The sequence below is a fragment of the Paenibacillus sp. JT22N15 genome (assembly GCF_059383755.1).
In genome coordinates, this window is sequence record NZ_JBXENV010000016.1 from 36,107 (window position 1) to 52,151 (window position 16,045).

Here is a 16,045-nt window from a genome sequence, read left to right on the forward strand (position 1 = left end):
TGAACGGAGTATGAATAAGTAAAAAAATTCCATGGCATCATATGCAAGGAAGCTTGCACATATGGCCATGGCATAGGGAATACTAAAAGCGTTTATCTGCTTGTCGGACTGAAACGCCGCGCGCCGCCAGGGGACGGCTTTCGGCCGTTTCACCTTGCTTCTTCCATAAACGCCTTAAGGTTTTCAGCGATTTCTTTGGATCTGGTATGGTGCAAATAATGTCCGCCTTCAAAGGTCATCACTTTTCCATGCACAGAATCTTTGATTTGCTCTTCATGCAGCGGTATCCAGGTTGGAATGTCTTCATTATTCGCTTGGATAAAGAAAATAATCGGAAGCTCTTTTGGAAAGGTTAAATGTTCAGCTGCTTTAAAGTTAGCAGAAATATTTTTCATTTCATTTAGCATCGTGGGACTATTGCTGTTCTTGAGCGAAAGCATGCTCAGCTGTTCTTTTGTTTCCTCATCATATGGAAGTCCTTCATAAGGGTCGCTGCCTGTTTTCACGATCAATCGTTGCAAACCGGATTGTTTGAGAAAACCAAACGTTTTTAATGGGAATTTCACATCCATGCCGGGTTGTGTCGGAACACTGCTGTCGATGCCCACAAATGCAGTAACTTCGCTTGTATATTTGTTTGCATAATCGATACCGTAAATGCCTGCAATCGAGTGGCCCATTAGAATATAGCGGTCAATGTTAAGGGCTTGCAGCGCTTCATGGAGTTCATTTACTATATTTTCTGTCGTTCTTTCCTTATCGGTTCCATCACTTAAGCCATAACCAAATGGTTCAACTGCAACTACTTTGTAAGAGGGTGACAGCTCATCGATTAGCGGTTTAAAATCGAGCGCCGGCGCTGCTGTTCCATAACCCGGCAGAAGCACGATGGTTTCTTTGCCTTCCCCTTGAATCAGCACATTCATCTTTTTCCCGTCTACGGGTACGAGCTGACCATAGGCATGTATTTTGCCTTGCTCAGATTTGCTGCTGACCTTGTTGACTATAAACACAATAGCCATAAAAACGACTATTGCTATAACAATTGCTGCCAATATTTTAAGTAAAACCCTAAGCCATTTTTTCATAATCGAATCTTCTCCTGTCGTTATCTTGATAGTAGACTGCCTTAACGGCTGCTCATGTAAGCTTATACGACGAAGATGTCCTCGCGATGACGACAATGTGAACGGAAGATGAACGAGAAGTTTTTTATTTTGCACAACCATTTATTTGCGAGATATATTCAAATGCGGTTGTTCCATATACGCCTTTAAAATGTTTATTTAAATGAGTTAAATCAACAAAACCGCATTCAGCTACTGCTGAATAAACATCGCTATTTTTTTCAATTAATTGCTTGGCATATTCGATCTTGCAGTTATAATTGAAGCTCTTCACAGATCTCGTCAAGCTTAAGGACATGTTCAAAATGGGCATGAAGCATATCCTTTGCTTTTTATCCTTTTTCTCAATTACGTCTAGAAGCAATTGCGGTTCAATATACAGCATGACATAATCGAGGCCTGTCTTATCATGGGCCATACCGTCATGGGCCTGCTCAGGATTAAAAAGCATAATGCCGTTTTGGTAGGATAATTGCAAACCGCCATCCATGTTATAATGTTGAATCCCACGCAAGGTTACACCTATTGCATATTCCTGATGAGCGTGCTTTTTATATTTAAAATCAGTCATGCTTGCTGACAGCGCAGTAATACCTGCCGATTTTTTATAAATAAATTTGTCCACTCGATTCACCTCTATCTAAGTACACCTGAACTACCTTTGGATTTAAAAACTGCATAAGGAAGCCTGACTTAAAGGTAGCCGTATGGTTTGCAGCTGGGTTTGATGCATCCATTTTGTAGACTTGATAAGCGAGATAGATCATATAACAGCTTCCCACTATCTGCATCACCAATAGAATTTTCGGCAATATCGTTAAGAGCGCCGTATTCAACATAGCCGATATAACGAGTAATAGTCCAAAACCAACCGCTGCTCCATACGTATATTTCAAGGCTAGTTTGGCACCCGAATTTTGCACGGTAGATAATATGACGATATTAGTAGGACCTGGTGTAAAAGTAGCAATCACGCAATAAATTAAAAAAGATGTCATATCCATGAGAATACCCCTTTCAAGCTATTCTCATATGCTACATCTTAAAGGGATAAGCCTATAGTATATTATTGCAGATAAAAAGCTTCTTCCGCCATGGATCTAAGTGGAAAGGAGCCGTTCATTGTGGTTTGAAAGAAGAAATGATACGCGCAATCGCTTCCGGGCTTTCCTCGCCATCTGATTCCAGCCATTGATTAATGACTCCCATTGAGCCATGAACCATATAAGTAAAAGAGTAGTCCAATGCGGACGAGTCTTTTCGGTTTGGGTCATCTCCTTTTCTTTGCAAATAATCTTGATGAACCTCAACCAGCACCTCGGATAAAAAGCTGCTTTCTCCTCGATCCGAAATCATGATGCGAAAAATTGTTTTCTTCTCTTGGATAATGTTCAATAGCTTGATCAAGGAGCCATCTTCCGCGCATGGACTTTGATCCTTTTGCAGCGTCTCCCATAGTTCTTGATTAAATTCCTTCTGCATCACTTCAAATAATTCATAAGGATCTTTGTAATGCAAATAGAAGGTACCTCGGTTAATGTCAGCTTGCTTGCATATTTCGGTAACCGTTATTTGCGGCAATTTCCTCGTTTCCAATAGAGCAAGAAAACACTGCTTAATAAGCTCCGTCGTATATTTGGTTCTTCTATTGTTTTTTACTCCGACCATAAGATCCGTCCCTTTCCGTATCTAATCGAACAAACGCCAGGGAAAGTGTTGAATGAATAACATTATTCCGCATATTGATGATTGAGCTTGCGGCTATTTTGAGATTATACTATCACCATGATATTAAATCAACAGGTGTTCATTTTATAGGGGTGGACGAAACGGCAATCACATAGTCGTTCCTCTTATTCCTGCGGCATAAATTTATTTCAACGAATAATTGGAGAGTGAATAAAAATGACAACTAGCATGAACAAACCCAATATTCTCATTGTAGGAGCGGGGGCAGTAGGCTTCTCTGTCGGCTACCATCTCAGTTTGTCCGGCGCTAACATTACCTTCCTCGTGCGAGAAGGACGGAAAACGGCATTCCAATCTCCTCAACAGCTTTATTGCTATGACGATGCAACACTGAAAAATTTTACCGGCTTCAACGTCATTGAGAATGTCGCTGAACTGGCGGATACACCACTTCAGTTTATTTTCATTACACTTGACGGAAATGCCAGTCGAACGGCAGAAGGCATGGCTATGTTGAGCAAATTAGGCGACATCGTGCGCGCTTCTAAAGCTACTGTCATTATGAACGGTTTCGGGATTGGCCTTCGCGAGCACTATATCAAGGTCATGCAAATTTCGGAAGATCGCTTGCTAAGAGGAATTCTCGGCATGCTCAGCCACCAGGGAAGCGCGAACCTGCCTGTACATGCACCAACAGATCCAGCGAAAATAGCAAAGGCTGTTGTCTGTTACAAGCATCCTACGAACAAGGTCGGCTTCCAAGTCGAGACCAACAATAAAGCGGCAGCGAAGCAATTCATTGAGCTTTACAACCGCAGTAAGATTTCGCGCTGTGGTCAAGTAAGCCCATCGATGTTTAACATTTATTCCAGTATTGGCTTTCCTGTATATGCAGCGTGTGACATTGCGGGCTGGTCTGATTTTTCGACGGTTTCGGCGAACAAGGAGCTTTGGCGGCTTGCCATCCGTGCACAAGGTGAAATAGCTGCACTCCCGCAGCATGGTTTGTTGGGCAAAATAATGGCCTTGGTTATGGGACCGCGCATAACGGCAAACGTGCACATCAAAATGGAGCGGGACATGCTGCCGCTAGATTATCAGGCATTCAACCGCTTCCATCATGGCGGCAAGGTTCGTGCTCAGGACGTTGAATCGATGCGGAGCTCCCTTGCCGAAGGGCAGCGTCGCGGCCATCAGATGCCAGCTCTGCAGGAATTGCTGAAACGTCTCTCGGAGCACGAAGCGGCAAGTTAAGGGCATTTATAGATCAGGTAATGAACGCTGGTTAGAAAAATGAGGAAATAGTTGAATGGTCGATATTCGGGGATGAAACGTGTGTAGGCCGTTCTAGATTTAGACATCAGCATTTATGAGCAGGACCAACAGATGTCTAAAAATGAACAACGTGATGCCTGAGGTGCTTCCGGCAGCAATATAAGCACAACGAAGGAGCTTGCCGCGGCGGCTCCTTTTTTCTTTTTCGCCGATAGATCCGAAACCTTTAAGTCGAACCTAATCACAAAAATTACTCCACTTCAATCTCTTTTACGGTTTCACCTTCAACTAACACGGGTTGGTAGTAGGTGTTGGTAGGCAGGTCTTTTTTTCCTTGTAAATTTTTAATGACCCAGTCCGCTGCGTCCCGTCCCATTTGTTCTTGGGGGTGCGTCAGAGTCGTCAGTTTAATATTCGCATTTTTGGCGATATACGAATTGTCCTGGCCAATGATGGATAGTTCATCTGGAATGGATATCCCCAGTTTTCTGCAGGCATGCACAACTTCCAGCCCTACCTCGTCGTTGTAGCAAACAAGCGCAGTCAGAACATCCCTGTTGTCGTTTAGGAACTCCTCCAAGCTCGTGGAGAGGTTCGGCTTCGTCGCCGTGTCGAAGGAAAGCACCTGCTCGGGGTGAAACCGCAGTTTGGCTTCCCCAAGTGCCTTAATATATCCCTTCATGCGATATTTTCCTTGCAGATCATCCATTTTCGCGATAATGCCAATCTGGGAATGACCTTTAGCAATCAGTTCCCGGGTTGCGAGATAGCTGGACTGCACGTCATCCAAACAGAAGAAAGGGACCTCCAGCTCTTCATAGAAGGCGTTAATCATGGTGAACGGAACTTCCTGCTCCTTGAAAGACAGGTAATAAGCAATATTGGGGTTGTATAAATTGCTTTTGGTCGGCTCAATAATGAGACCGTCCACGCCATAGGACAGCATCATTTCCAGCGCCTTTTTTTCCTGCATAATATCATTATTTGTACTGGCTAACAGTAACGAATAGTTGTCTTCATTCAATCGGCCTTCAATACCACGGATAATAGAGGGGAAAATGTAATCCGAGATATAGGTCGTAATGACGCCTATCGTTTTTTTGGCGGCATTCCCGCCCGATCTGGAGCGGTATTGGCTGCTGACATACGTCCCAGATCCTTTTTCGCTTCTTAGGAACCCTTCATTGGACAGCTCTAAAATGGCCTTCCGAACCGTCTGGCGGCTAACATTATAACTGCTCTGCAAAGCAGATTCTGTAGAAATTTGCTCTCCTGCTTTGTACGTTCCTGACAGGATATTGCTTTTTATATCATCAATGATGATCTGATACTTTGGCTTCACGCAATCCACTTCTTTCATCGTTGTTCAGAAAGTTGTACGTACACATTCTAACATGATTTGCAGTGAATGAAAATGCAGTACCATTTTTCATGAAAAAAATGAGGTAATTCCATGCTTTTTACTGGGATTTTACATGGGGAATTGTCTGAAAAGAAGAAGCTAACTCCAAGGATTAAGAGGAGAGCGTGCCGTTGTAAGTATAACTATTTGTTTGTATTGACAAATGTACGTACAAAAAATATACTAAGGCTGTCACTAATGGAAAGCGCCTTCTTTTGATTAAATCGATACGCCTCTCTTTAAGAGGTGAACCGTTTAATTAGGAGCAGCTATTATACGAAACAACATAGACCCGTTATTATGAGGTATCACATTCATTTTATTTTCCATCCTTCAGGTTTAAAAACCGCGAACAGAGAGGGGACATGCGTGATCATGAATCATGTAGAGTTGAAAGAAGCGATAACTAAGGGAGAAACTTCGCTGGGGATCGAATTTGGATCTACGCGGATTAAAGCGGTATTGATCGATCATCGTTTTGAGACCATCGCGTCAGGAAGCTATGAATGGGAAAACCAATTGAAAGACGGATTTTGGACATACAGCCAAGAGGATATCCTCATCGGCCTCCAAACGGCTTATCGCGAAATGAAGCAAGAAGTGGAACGCAAATACGAGGTCACCCTTAAGACCGTGGGCTCGATCGGATTTTCCGCAATGATGCACGGCTATATGGCGTTCGACAGCACGGGTGAATTGCTCGTACCGTTCCGGACTTGGCGCAATGCAACAACCAGCGAGGCAGCAAGGGAACTGACGAACAAGTTCCAATTCAATATTCCTGAGCGCTGGAGCATCGCCCATTTGTATCAAGCGATTTTAAACAAAGAGGAGCATGTGCCTCGTATTGATTTTGTGACGACTTTGTCCGGTTACATTCACTGGCTGCTAACGGGCAATAAAGCGATTGGTATCGGGGATGCCTCTGGTATTTTTCCTATTGACGAATCGACTCATAATTACCATCCATTGATGGTTAAGCAATTCGATGAACTGATCTCAGCGGGCGGTTATCCGTGGAAGCTTGAGGATCTTCTTCCGAAAGTCCTCCTTTCAGGCGAGCAAGCTGGTCAATTAACGGAGGCGGGAGCCCGCATTTTGGACCCGTCACTGGATCTGCAGCCAGGCATTTTGCTTTGTCCTCCGGAAGGTGATGCCGGGACAGGCATGGTTGCCACGAATAGCGTGAGAAAGCGTACGGGGAACATCTCTGTAGGCACCTCCGTTTTTGCGATGATTGTGCTTGAGAAGGAATTATCCAAGGTCTATCCGGAAATCGACATGGTCACGACGCCAGACGGGAGTCCGGTTGGCATGGTGCATGCCAACAACTGCTCCAGCGATATCAACGCATGGATGGGATTGTTCCGCGAATTTTCTGCAGCCATGGGCTACGAAGCGGATAATGCAAAATTGTTCAGCGTCATGTTTAATAAAGCTTTGGAGGCCGACCCGGATGGCGGTGGTTTGCTGAGCTACGGTTATTACTCCGGCGAAAACATTACCGGTATTGAAAAAGGCCGTCCGCTATTCGTGCGCTCGCCGGAGAGCAGCTTCACTCTGGCTAATTTCATGCGCACCCATCTGTTCACGGCTTTCGGAGCACTCAAGCTTGGCATGGACATTTTGACTGAAAACGAGCAAGTCGCCATTGACAGCATTTTGGCTCACGGCGGTTTATTTAAAACCCCTGTCGTCGGACAAAAAATGGTAGCCGCGGCGATGAACGTTCCGATTTCCGTCATGTCTACAGCCGGCGAAGGCGGGGCGTGGGGAATGGCGCTTCTTGCTTCTTATTTGATCAACAAGGATCAGCAGGAAAGCCTGGACGACTTCCTTGAACACAAGGTCTTTAAAGATGTGGAAGGGCAGGAAATTTCTCCAGACCCATCCGATGTGTTGGGTTTTGAATTATTTATGGAGCGCTACCGGAATGGGCTGGCCATTGAGCAGGCTGCTGTAGACCATCTGATAGAGAACGGGAGGGACTAGCGATGTTAGAACAGCTGAAGGAAGAGGTATATGAGGCGAATTTGGAATTGCCGAAGCATGGACTCGTAAAATTCACATGGGGCAATGTAAGCGCCATTGATCGGGAAAGCGGACTCTTCGTCATCAAACCAAGCGGTGTCAGTTATGACAAGATGAAGGCGAGCGATATGGTCGTTGTCGATCTCGATGGCAATGTGGTTGAGGGAGAGCTAAGACCTTCCTCTGATACCGCGACTCATGCCGTATTGTATAAACATTACTCAGAGATCGGCGGCATCGTGCATACCCACTCCACTTGGGCAACGATCTGGGCACAAGCAGGACTTGATGTGCCAGTCATGGGAACGACGCATGCGGATACCTTTTATGGAGCTGTGCCTTGTGCCCGTTTCCTGAATCAAGGGGAGATTGACCGGGGTTATGAGGCCGAAACGGGACGTGTCATCATTGAAACTTTCGAGCAGCGCGGGCTGGATGTCATGGCGATACCGGCTGTCCTTCTCCATGGTCACGCACCGTTTACGTGGGGCAAGGATGCAAAATCGGCAGTCGTGAACAGCGTCGTGCTGGAGGAAGTTTGCAAAATGAACTTGTATGCACGGCAATTGAATCATTTTGCCAAAGAACTGCCGCAAGGCATTTTGGACAAACATTATTTGCGCAAACATGGGAAAGACGCTTATTACGGGCAGAAATAATCATTTTATCCACGACTAAAATTAGAAAAGAGGATGATCGGTATGTCAGTAACATTAGCTAAAGAGTTTTGGTTTGTCGTAGGTTCTCAAAACCTGTATGGGGAAGAAGCATTGGCTGAAGTGAAAGCACATGCTCAGACGATGACGGATGCCTTGAATGCAAGCGGTGTGTTGCCTTACCCGGTTGTATTGCAGGATCTGGCTGTCAGCGCAGATAAAATCACAAGCATTATGAAAGAAGTCAACTATCGCGACGAAGTGGCGGGCGTCATTACGTGGATGCATACGTTCTCGCCTGCGAAAATGTGGATTCGCGGCACGAAATTGCTGCAGAAGCCGCTGCTTCACTTGGCAACTCAATACAACGAAAGCATTCCTTGGGCCACGATCGATATGGACTTCATGAACCTGAACCAGGCCGCTCATGGTGACCGCGAATACGGCTTCATCAATGCCCGTCTGAAGAAGCAAAATAAAATCGTCGTAGGCTACTGGGAGCGTCCGGAAGTGCATCAGCAAATTGCCGACTGGATGGACGTAGCAGTTGCCTATAACGAAAGCTTTAACATCAAGGTTGCTCGTTTTGGCGACAATATGCGCAACGTCGGCGTTACGGATGGAGATAAAGTTGAAGCTCAAATTCAATTCGGTTGGACGGTAGATTATTACGGCATCGGCGACCTCGTACAATACGTAAATGCCGTTACGGAGCAAGAAATCGACGATCTGATGGGGCTTTATGCAGAGCTATATACATTTGATTATGGCACGAGCAGCAAAGAGTCTTGGGAAGCTAGCGTAAGAGTACAAGCGAGCTATGAAATCGCGATGAAACGTTTCTTTGAAGAGAAGGGCTACAATGCCTTCACTACGAACTTCGAGGATTTGCATGGGATGAAGCAGCTTCCGGGTCTGGCTGTCCAACGCCTGATGGCACAAGGCTACGGCTTTGCCGGTGAAGGCGACTGGAAGACGGCTGCGCTTGATCGCTTGCTGAAAGTGATGAGTCATAACCAAAATACAGGCTTTATGGAGGATTACACATATGAGATGGCAGCTGGGCAAGAAGCCATTCTGCAATCTCATATGCTCGAAGTAGATCCGACCTTGGCCAGCAACAAACCAACAATCATCGTTTCCCCATTGGGTATTGGCGATCGCGAGGATCCAGCGCGTCTCATATTCGACGGCAAAGCTGGCGAAGGTGTCGTCGTCTCCATGGCGGATTTCGGCACCCATTACAAGCTGTTAATCAACGAGGTTTCCGCATTCGAGCCAACGGTTCCAGCTCCTAAGCTCCCTGTAGCTCGTGTGCTGTGGACGGTGAAGCCGAACTTCCAGGATGGCGTAAAAGCTTGGATTGAGAATGGCGGCGGCCATCATACGGTCGTTTCCTTGAACCTGACGACAGACCAAATCGTGACTTATGCTAAACTTGTGAACCTGGAGTACGTTGTAATCAAGTAACACCGCTAAACACTTAAACAAATAAGCTTTTCCTTATGGCCGGAGGTGAACCTCCGGCCTTTTTCTTTTGCTCTAGGGTGTGTATGCAAACGGGAGCCCTTCTGCTGCTCCTTGTTAAGTGATTATTCGAGGCAAATCTCTTCGGACCATTCAAGGCTTAAGGAACCACAGCATGCAATTGTTGCTGAGAGCACAGTTGCAGTGAGCACTGTGGCTGAGAACACGCAGTTTTGGAAGCGAATTCCTTTTTTGGCGGACTGAGTCTCCGTTATTCTGGCTTTTGATTCCCTTTCGGGCATTAAGCGGACAGGAGAGCCGCTATTGTCTTAATAATCCTCTCAAAATGACGATGTGCAGCGCATTAGCGGCCCCTGAGTCCGCAGCCTCTGTCGTAGCCCATGATTCGATTAAAATAGCGGTTTCTGTGTCCGCCAAGTCTGTCTATATGTCTTTGTGCAGGGAGCAAACCCCAGAAACGAAGAGCATGAAGCAGACTTTTGGTTCGTAGGTTCACATTTTTCATATTTATAAGTTGTGCTATTCCCGGCAGTAGAGGGAAGACGTTTGAACGCTGGTTTTTATCGGAAACCAGCTCGCTTGCGTTTGCATACACGCTCTAGTTCATTATATTTACTGCTTTGGCAATTGAAGTTGGGGGATGGGTATCCAGCTGTTCATTTTCGGCAACAAAACGAATTTTCGAACCGATTTTCATAGCGTCAAAATCAAATTCTTCTGCGGAAATGTTTCTTACATCCAGCCAGTGTAAATCGAATTTATTAGCCCTTAGAATGTCCTCGGCATTTTGATCAACTATCGTTTCTAATTTGGACTGCAACTCAGTATTTTCTATATCTAATGCAAGCAGAATTTTCTTGCGTCCTTCCAAATCATGTTTTGCAACAACGAAAGCTTCAAGTGTAAGAAGTGAGTTTTTCGATTTTTTTGAATGGTTAGAGCCTCCGTCGTTACTACTGCAACCAGTAACTACAAAAAGGAAAATCAAGAAAGAGAATATATATTTCAATGTCCTCACCACCTAACCCTCACTAATAATATCTATAAGACGCTTAAATTGTAGTGAGGGTTGCAAACCCATGAAAAGCCTAAAATGATTCGCCTTTTTAGTTTGTAAAGGTATAGGTTCATAAAGCTTGGTGGAACGTATCTTCCACCTTATTTCAGTAGAAAGCAAAAAAACACATTGTCTGCGACTTCGACAATGTGTTTTTTTGCTTTTTTACTTTTGTGTTCTGCGATTAAAATAATCACTTAAAGATTAGCTTTATAGAAAGCTCCCCATTTTACAACAGCTTGTTTAACCGGTTCTGGTCTGTCGTAGAGATCGTAGTAACTTGCACCTTCAACAATATACAAATCCTTTTGTATAATAATTTTACTTAAGAAGTATGCTTAGATATTTCAGAAATATCACGGAGTTCAAAATCCAAGCTTCGAGTCAAATATTTGTTGAAAAAACTTGAATCAATTCCTGTCAGCTGATGGAAGAAGGGAATTTCGGCTTTCCAATCATTCTCAATCATTTGACCAATGTCAATAACTCCTTTTTTTGAAACGAAATCAATGATGGTTTTGATTTTCATTGGTTTCTGAATTGGAATTACGTTATCAAGGGGTTCAAACTCCAAATAACCTTTCCGATGCATGGCTGCATAGAAGTTACGATGATCCTTTGGCTGAAGGATTCCAAGATTAGCTGCTCTATACCCCAACACCTGCAACGATGTTTTCCATTTCTTTTTTAAATCCAAATAATCATCTGGATTGGTAAGATGGGACACGTCCTGCATATCGGTGGTGAATTCGTCTTCAGGCAATAATAAAGCGCCAGCAAACATATTTGCTTCATTCTCAATAAGTTTGTGTTCTTTTCGTTCTAAGTTCGTAAACTCCATACGATAATGAAGTAATAAATGACCTAATTCATGAGCGATATCAAAGTTCCTACGAACGGCGGAACGCTTCATATTGCCAAGTATAATATATGGCCTATCCTCCAGAGTCCAAAGGCTATAGGCATCAATTTCTTCACCAATAGCCTTTTCAAACACGAAAACACCGCTTTTTTCAATTAAGAACATAAGATCATCATTATTCGTTTTTGATAGCTCAAGTCTTTGTCGTGCCAAGAGAGCAACATGGTTGATTTGAACAGATCTATCGTCCTCTGTATGATTTAAATACGCTATAACTTCATCGCGTAATTTAATCATTTTAAGGGTGGGATAACTAATTTTAGTTGTAAGATAGTTGACAAATACATTCAAAAATTCAACATGCTTAGCCTCTGCTTGTGTTTTTGAGATGACATTCAGCACTTTTGAGCGATAAGCAATATTCGTTAAGTCGATATTGGCTGAAGTGATATTCTTTTCAAGCATATCTTCTATATAGAAATATTTACTTTTCACTTGAAAAATCTGTTTTAACTCATTTACGATTTGCATTTTAGGAGATGTATAAGCATTCTCGTATTGCCAGACTGCTTGTTCGGTTACGCCTAACTTGTCGGAGAGCTCTTTACGCGAATATCCGTGCATGATTCGTAAATTGGTTAGGTTCTTACCAATAAACATGCCTGCTGCCTCCTAATTTATTTAACATAATGCCATTTTATATATCTTGTTTTTTATCTTTTTCAATAATACCAATATCAAATGCTGCTGGGTCCATACGATCATCATTTAATTCAGGTGCTACTACTTCTCGGTCCTCATCAGATAGTGTAGCTCCTGAGATGAAATCGGACAGATCCTCGACAAGGTATGCGATGTTATCATTTGGATTAGGAAGGTAGTGCAAAACCTCAGAAATTTGATACGCTTCATCAATAGAATAGGTGAGTATGTGGAATTCGTTGTAAGAAGATTTGAAATGATCCAGGTCGGCTTTGACTTTACTTTCTAAAATAAATAAGGAAAGTTGTTCGACTCGCTCTGTTCGTTTTCCTCTTTTTAGCGATTGTTCTGATGAGGAAAATGCTAAATCTTTATTTATTTTTGAGAGTTCGTGAAGATAGGTGCGAAGAGACCCATTGCTTTCGCTCTCATCTGGGAGCGTAGCTTGTGAAAAGCAATCTTCATTGAAATAAGCGGCATTTTTAATAAGAAAAAGAATTTTGGAATCTCCATTCATGAATTGGAGGTAGTCCCATGTTAATCCAGCCTTTGCTTTCTTGTATGTAAATCCATGAGCGATGCACTCTTCAGCGAGTTTGCTCTCAATAAAATTACCCTTAGTCCAAGAAAACGCAGAGCTGATTTTCATTTTTGATTTTCTGTCTTTCCGATGATCAACATAGTCACGATAACCTTCAACAATAGCATCAACAATCATATTATTATGTGCAGGACTAAACTTGTATTTATCCACATCAAACACCCCAGTTCAATAATATGAAGACAGTTCATATTGTAATCGAAGTTGGGGTGCATTGAAATGATTTTTTTTGTTTTTTTTAAAGTTTGAATCTATATCTTGCTTTTTCTTTATAGTAGTTAGTTCGAATTATTGACTGATACCCATTTATGGCAACAAAGAATGGAATTGGAACGTCTAGTTATTGTACTTCCTAGTAACGACTTGGGAATAAGCAAAGCAAAAGGAGCGCATCCATGAAGCTAAATGCCGGAAAAATCGTGGTGGTGGGAATCGTTGCTGCGATTCTCATCCCTATTCTGCTTTACGCGGAGTTTCAATACGGCTTTTACCAAAAGTTCCGATTCGAGCAGCGGGCGGAGCATTATTTGGCGGAGACCTATGCCGAAGACATGACGATTGTGAACGTTCGTTATTTATGGGATAACATAGAACCGCTAGTAGCGACTGTACAGCCAAAATCCGATCCATCGCTCCAGTTTTATATCTACCATAGTAAGGAATGGGAGCTCGGATTAACGGACGACTATGCGACCACTTTTTGGAAAACACAGGCGATGAATGAAGCGGAGGCACTACTGCGTCCCATACAGCCTGATTACGCTCGCCACGCGAGTATCGATTTTTCCTGCTGTAAGGTCAGTGAATATGATTTTGCGTCGATTCGCGGGGAAGTGCCGCATTACGGAACTACAAAACTGCCCTTCGATTTAGCAGTTACTCTGGAACGGGCGATGGAAGCAAACGATTTAGATCATATGTATCATTCGGTGGCGGCTCTTCGGGAATCCGCATCACTTGTGCTGGGGAGCCTCGTTTTCCGCTTTCCGCTTCCGGAGACAGGCGGCTTCGCTGTATTTGAGATTCCGGGTGATGCCTTAAATGCTGTCGCATCCGCAGCGGATGTGGAAGCCTACAATGCAACGAGGATACCTGCACAGGAAATGGCCGAGCGGATCGGAGCCTCTTTTGAGTGGAACGAGCAGAAGAGCGAGGCGATTTTCTCCCGGGATGATACGACTTTGGTCGTTCGCAGCTGGGGAAATGAGGCGGTTGTGAACGGACAGCCCACTGCTGACCCAATAGGCGCTTATATTGGCGACTCCATGCAGCTCATGGTGCCAGTCTGGTTGGTCGAGCGCGCTTTTAAAGAGAAAATAGCACTGTGGTAGCCTTTTTAATGGACGGACCATACTATTTAATTCGTGCAGCTGTTAAGATAAGTTCATGCAATATGAAAGGGTGAACGAGCGTGACGATTAGAACCGAGAAAGAAAAAATGCTAGCTGGAGAACTATATCTGGCTTCGGACCCGCAATTAACGAAAGACCGGGAAAATGCCAGGAAATTGACCCGTTTATTGAATCAAACGATAGAGACGGATTATGGCAAACGGGTTGATTTGCTCAAACAGCTCTTTGGCTCAACAGGGGAACATCTCTATATCGAACCGACGTTTCGTTGCGACTATGGCTACAATATTCATGTAGGCAACCATTTTTATGTTAATTTTGACTGTGTAATTCTGGATGTATGCGAGGTTCGTATCGGGGAAAATTGTTTTATAGCACCAGGCGTACATATCTATACAGCTACTCATCCATTGAATCCGTTTGAACGAATCACCGGCGCCGAATTTGGCAAGCCGGTAACCATCGGCAACAATGTCTGGATAGGAGGAAGAGCGGTCATCAATCCGGGGGTTACGATTGGGGATAACGTCGTCATCGCTTCTGGAGCGGTAGTAACCAAGGATGTACCTGCCAATGCTGTCGTGGGAGGCAATCCTGCAAAAATCATTAAGAACATTGATGTTTAAGCGATTACCCACAGCAATAATCAGAGGAGTAAAGCATCCCACACAGGTGGCTGCTTTACTCCTTTTTTTGTCCCTTCCTCAATAAACCTTCTTCTGATCCCGATCCTCCTTAATAATTTCGACCGCTTCCTTGAAGCGCAGCGCATGGACAATTTCCCGCTCGCGCAAAAACTTCAGACTGTCCTGCAAATCGACGTCGTCGGTCATATCGATCAGCCACTGATAGGTCGCTCGCGCCTTCTCCTCAGCCGCAATATCCTCGTATAAATCCGCAAGCGGATCTCCCTTGGCCTGTATGTAGGCGGCGGTGAAAGGAACGCCCGAGGCATTGTTGTAAAATAGCGCGCTGTCATGGCTCGCATAATGCGGCCCCAGCCCAGCCTCTTCAAGCTGCTGAGGAGTCGCATCCTTGGTTAGTTTATAGATCATCGTAGCAATCATTTCTAAATGCGCAAATTCTTTAGTACATCATCCGTAGAAGTAATGATTTTGTACATATTTAAGCAAAGTCACTTGGCAAACAGGTATGCGATTAAGATTATGTGCAAAGTAACCTCAAGTGTTTTCGGAAAAACGTGCAGTAGACTTTGAAAGACGCTATGCTGGCTTGGATTGGGGAAGGACTATGGATCGAGGTTCAGTCAGCACAAACGAGCAGTTGCGAGCTTATGGAGTCAGAGATGTAATGGTGAACCCGCTTTCCTTCAGTAGTAACGTCGTTTCGCGCGACTCGATTCTACCAACCGGGGCTGCACCTGGATGGCGGTGAGGACTTCGGAGCCGTGCAGTAACGGCGCTACCACCACCATGACCCAGAAATTCCTGCTATGGCATGATCGCCGCCGTTTCGGTCAACGTTTCCATGAGCTTGCGGACGATTAGCTCGTTTCCAGCAAAACGAGGCCTGTTGGTCGAGGTAGAATGATTCTTCTTCGTCGGCCATCTCGGTCTCCAGTTGCCAAAAGAAACTGGCGATGTATTGATTCAATGCTATGGGCGCTCTTCCGTCCCCGGTGCAGGTCTTCGATGTCTTGTCGAGTGTTAATGGTCGCATGAGCCTCCCTCCTAAAAAAGTTGAGGCTCCTCATGTAGCTCAAAGATATAATATCCTTTTAGGAGAATGTTTTACGGGCCAGCAGTGTAACTTTATGAACTAAATACGATAAAACCTTATGCT

13 protein-coding genes and 3 pseudogenes are annotated in these 16,045 nt (G+C 44.2%); 6 read left to right on the forward strand and 10 right to left on the reverse strand.

The window, feature by feature from the left end; all coding sequences use genetic code 11:
- Positions 1-149: 149 nt before the first annotated feature.
- The 4 genes and pseudogenes from AC50X8_RS26275 to AC50X8_RS26290 all read right to left on the reverse strand — a co-directional run bounded on the left by AC50X8_RS26275 (position 150) and on the right by AC50X8_RS26290 (position 2,795).
- The gene (locus tag AC50X8_RS26275; RefSeq protein ID WP_494863681.1) at positions 150-1,088 is read right to left on the reverse strand and encodes an alpha/beta hydrolase; all 939 of its coding nucleotides are present in this window, start codon (positions 1,086-1,088) and stop codon (positions 150-152) included.
- A gap of 124 nt (positions 1,089-1,212) precedes the next feature.
- A pseudogene (locus tag AC50X8_RS26280) lies at positions 1,213-1,752 on the reverse strand (AraC family ligand binding domain-containing protein).
- A gap of 28 nt (positions 1,753-1,780) precedes the next feature.
- Positions 1,781-2,131: pseudogene (locus AC50X8_RS26285) on the reverse strand (LysE family translocator); the annotation flags it as partial.
- Between the two features lie 115 nt (positions 2,132-2,246).
- A complete protein-coding gene (locus tag AC50X8_RS26290) occupies positions 2,247-2,795 on the reverse strand; it encodes a TetR/AcrR family transcriptional regulator (RefSeq protein ID WP_056032184.1) in 549 nt (182 codons plus the stop codon).
- A gap of 249 nt (positions 2,796-3,044) precedes the next feature.
- Between AC50X8_RS26290 and AC50X8_RS26295 the strand changes: the two genes are divergently transcribed.
- On the forward strand, positions 3,045-4,070 hold the full coding sequence (locus AC50X8_RS26295) for a ketopantoate reductase family protein (protein WP_494882445.1): 1,026 nt from the start codon (positions 3,045-3,047) through the stop codon (positions 4,068-4,070).
- 271 nt (positions 4,071-4,341) lie between these two features.
- Here the strand turns inward: AC50X8_RS26295 and AC50X8_RS26300 are convergent, their stop codons facing one another.
- Complete coding sequence (locus tag AC50X8_RS26300) at positions 4,342-5,433, reverse strand: GntR family transcriptional regulator (RefSeq protein WP_056032181.1); 1,092 nt, start codon at positions 5,431-5,433, stop codon at positions 4,342-4,344.
- Between the two features lie 435 nt (positions 5,434-5,868).
- On the opposite strand from AC50X8_RS26300, the gene AC50X8_RS26305 reads away from it, so the two are divergent.
- The 3 genes from AC50X8_RS26305 to araA are packed head-to-tail and all read left to right on the forward strand — an operon-like array spanning position 5,869 to position 9,650.
- Complete coding sequence (locus AC50X8_RS26305) at positions 5,869-7,485, forward strand: xylulokinase (RefSeq protein WP_494882447.1); 1,617 nt, start codon at positions 5,869-5,871, stop codon at positions 7,483-7,485.
- A gap of 2 nt (positions 7,486-7,487) precedes the next feature.
- On the forward strand, positions 7,488-8,183 hold the full coding sequence (locus AC50X8_RS26310) for an L-ribulose-5-phosphate 4-epimerase (RefSeq protein WP_056032178.1): 696 nt from the start codon (positions 7,488-7,490) through the stop codon (positions 8,181-8,183).
- A 42-nt stretch (positions 8,184-8,225) separates the two neighbouring features.
- Positions 8,226-9,650, forward strand: coding sequence for an L-arabinose isomerase (araA, locus tag AC50X8_RS26315; protein WP_099517569.1), 1,425 nt, complete (start codon positions 8,226-8,228; stop codon positions 9,648-9,650).
- A 616-nt stretch (positions 9,651-10,266) separates the two neighbouring features.
- Here the strand turns inward: araA and AC50X8_RS26320 are convergent.
- The 3 genes from AC50X8_RS26320 to AC50X8_RS26330 form a co-directional block, all read right to left on the reverse strand.
- Positions 10,267-10,677 (reverse strand): hypothetical protein, encoded by a 411-nt coding sequence (locus tag AC50X8_RS26320; RefSeq protein WP_056032172.1) that lies wholly within the window; start codon positions 10,675-10,677, stop codon positions 10,267-10,269.
- A 373-nt stretch (positions 10,678-11,050) separates the two neighbouring features.
- The gene (locus tag AC50X8_RS26325) at positions 11,051-12,247 is read right to left on the reverse strand and encodes a spr1629 family repressor/antitoxin (protein WP_056032169.1); all 1,197 of its coding nucleotides are present in this window, start codon (positions 12,245-12,247) and stop codon (positions 11,051-11,053) included.
- A 37-nt stretch (positions 12,248-12,284) separates the two neighbouring features.
- Positions 12,285-13,043 (reverse strand): spr1630 family ClpXP-sensitive toxin, encoded by a 759-nt coding sequence (locus AC50X8_RS26330; RefSeq protein WP_056032167.1) that lies wholly within the window; start codon positions 13,041-13,043, stop codon positions 12,285-12,287.
- A 242-nt stretch (positions 13,044-13,285) separates the two neighbouring features.
- Between AC50X8_RS26330 and AC50X8_RS26335 the strand changes: the two genes are divergently transcribed.
- A complete protein-coding gene (locus tag AC50X8_RS26335) occupies positions 13,286-14,221 on the forward strand; it encodes a stalk domain-containing protein (RefSeq protein ID WP_494882450.1) in 936 nt (311 codons plus the stop codon).
- A gap of 86 nt (positions 14,222-14,307) precedes the next feature.
- The gene (locus tag AC50X8_RS26340; protein WP_056033042.1) at positions 14,308-14,868 is read left to right on the forward strand and encodes a maltose acetyltransferase domain-containing protein; all 561 of its coding nucleotides are present in this window, start codon (positions 14,308-14,310) and stop codon (positions 14,866-14,868) included.
- 78 nt (positions 14,869-14,946) lie between these two features.
- Here AC50X8_RS26340 and AC50X8_RS26345 read toward each other — a convergent pair.
- Both AC50X8_RS26345 and AC50X8_RS26350 read right to left on the reverse strand, forming a co-directional pair.
- Positions 14,947-15,333: pseudogene (locus tag AC50X8_RS26345) on the reverse strand (manganese catalase family protein); the annotation flags it as partial.
- 331 nt (positions 15,334-15,664) lie between these two features.
- The gene (locus tag AC50X8_RS26350) at positions 15,665-15,922 is read right to left on the reverse strand and encodes a hypothetical protein (RefSeq protein ID WP_494882452.1); all 258 of its coding nucleotides are present in this window, start codon (positions 15,920-15,922) and stop codon (positions 15,665-15,667) included.
- Positions 15,923-16,045: the final 123 nt, after the last annotated feature.

Coding starts and splice junctions, on each gene's coding strand:
- AC50X8_RS26275 (WP_494863681.1), bottom strand. CDS start 1,088: ATGAAAAAATGGCTTAGGGTTTTACTTAAAATATTGGCAGCAATTGTT.
- AC50X8_RS26290 (WP_056032184.1), bottom strand. CDS start 2,795: ATGGTCGGAGTAAAAAACAATAGAAGAACCAAATATACGACGGAGCTT.
- AC50X8_RS26295 (WP_494882445.1), top strand. CDS start 3,045: ATGAACAAACCCAATATTCTCATTGTAGGAGCGGGGGCAGTAGGCTTC.
- AC50X8_RS26305 (WP_494882447.1), top strand. CDS start 5,869: ATGAATCATGTAGAGTTGAAAGAAGCGATAACTAAGGGAGAAACTTCG.
- AC50X8_RS26310 (WP_056032178.1), top strand. CDS start 7,488: ATGTTAGAACAGCTGAAGGAAGAGGTATATGAGGCGAATTTGGAATTG.
- araA (WP_099517569.1), top strand. CDS start 8,226: ATGTCAGTAACATTAGCTAAAGAGTTTTGGTTTGTCGTAGGTTCTCAA.
- AC50X8_RS26325 (WP_056032169.1), bottom strand. CDS start 12,247: ATGTTTATTGGTAAGAACCTAACCAATTTACGAATCATGCACGGATAT.
- AC50X8_RS26335 (WP_494882450.1), top strand. CDS start 13,286: ATGAAGCTAAATGCCGGAAAAATCGTGGTGGTGGGAATCGTTGCTGCG.
- AC50X8_RS26350 (WP_494882452.1), bottom strand. CDS start 15,922: ATGCGACCATTAACACTCGACAAGACATCGAAGACCTGCACCGGGGAC.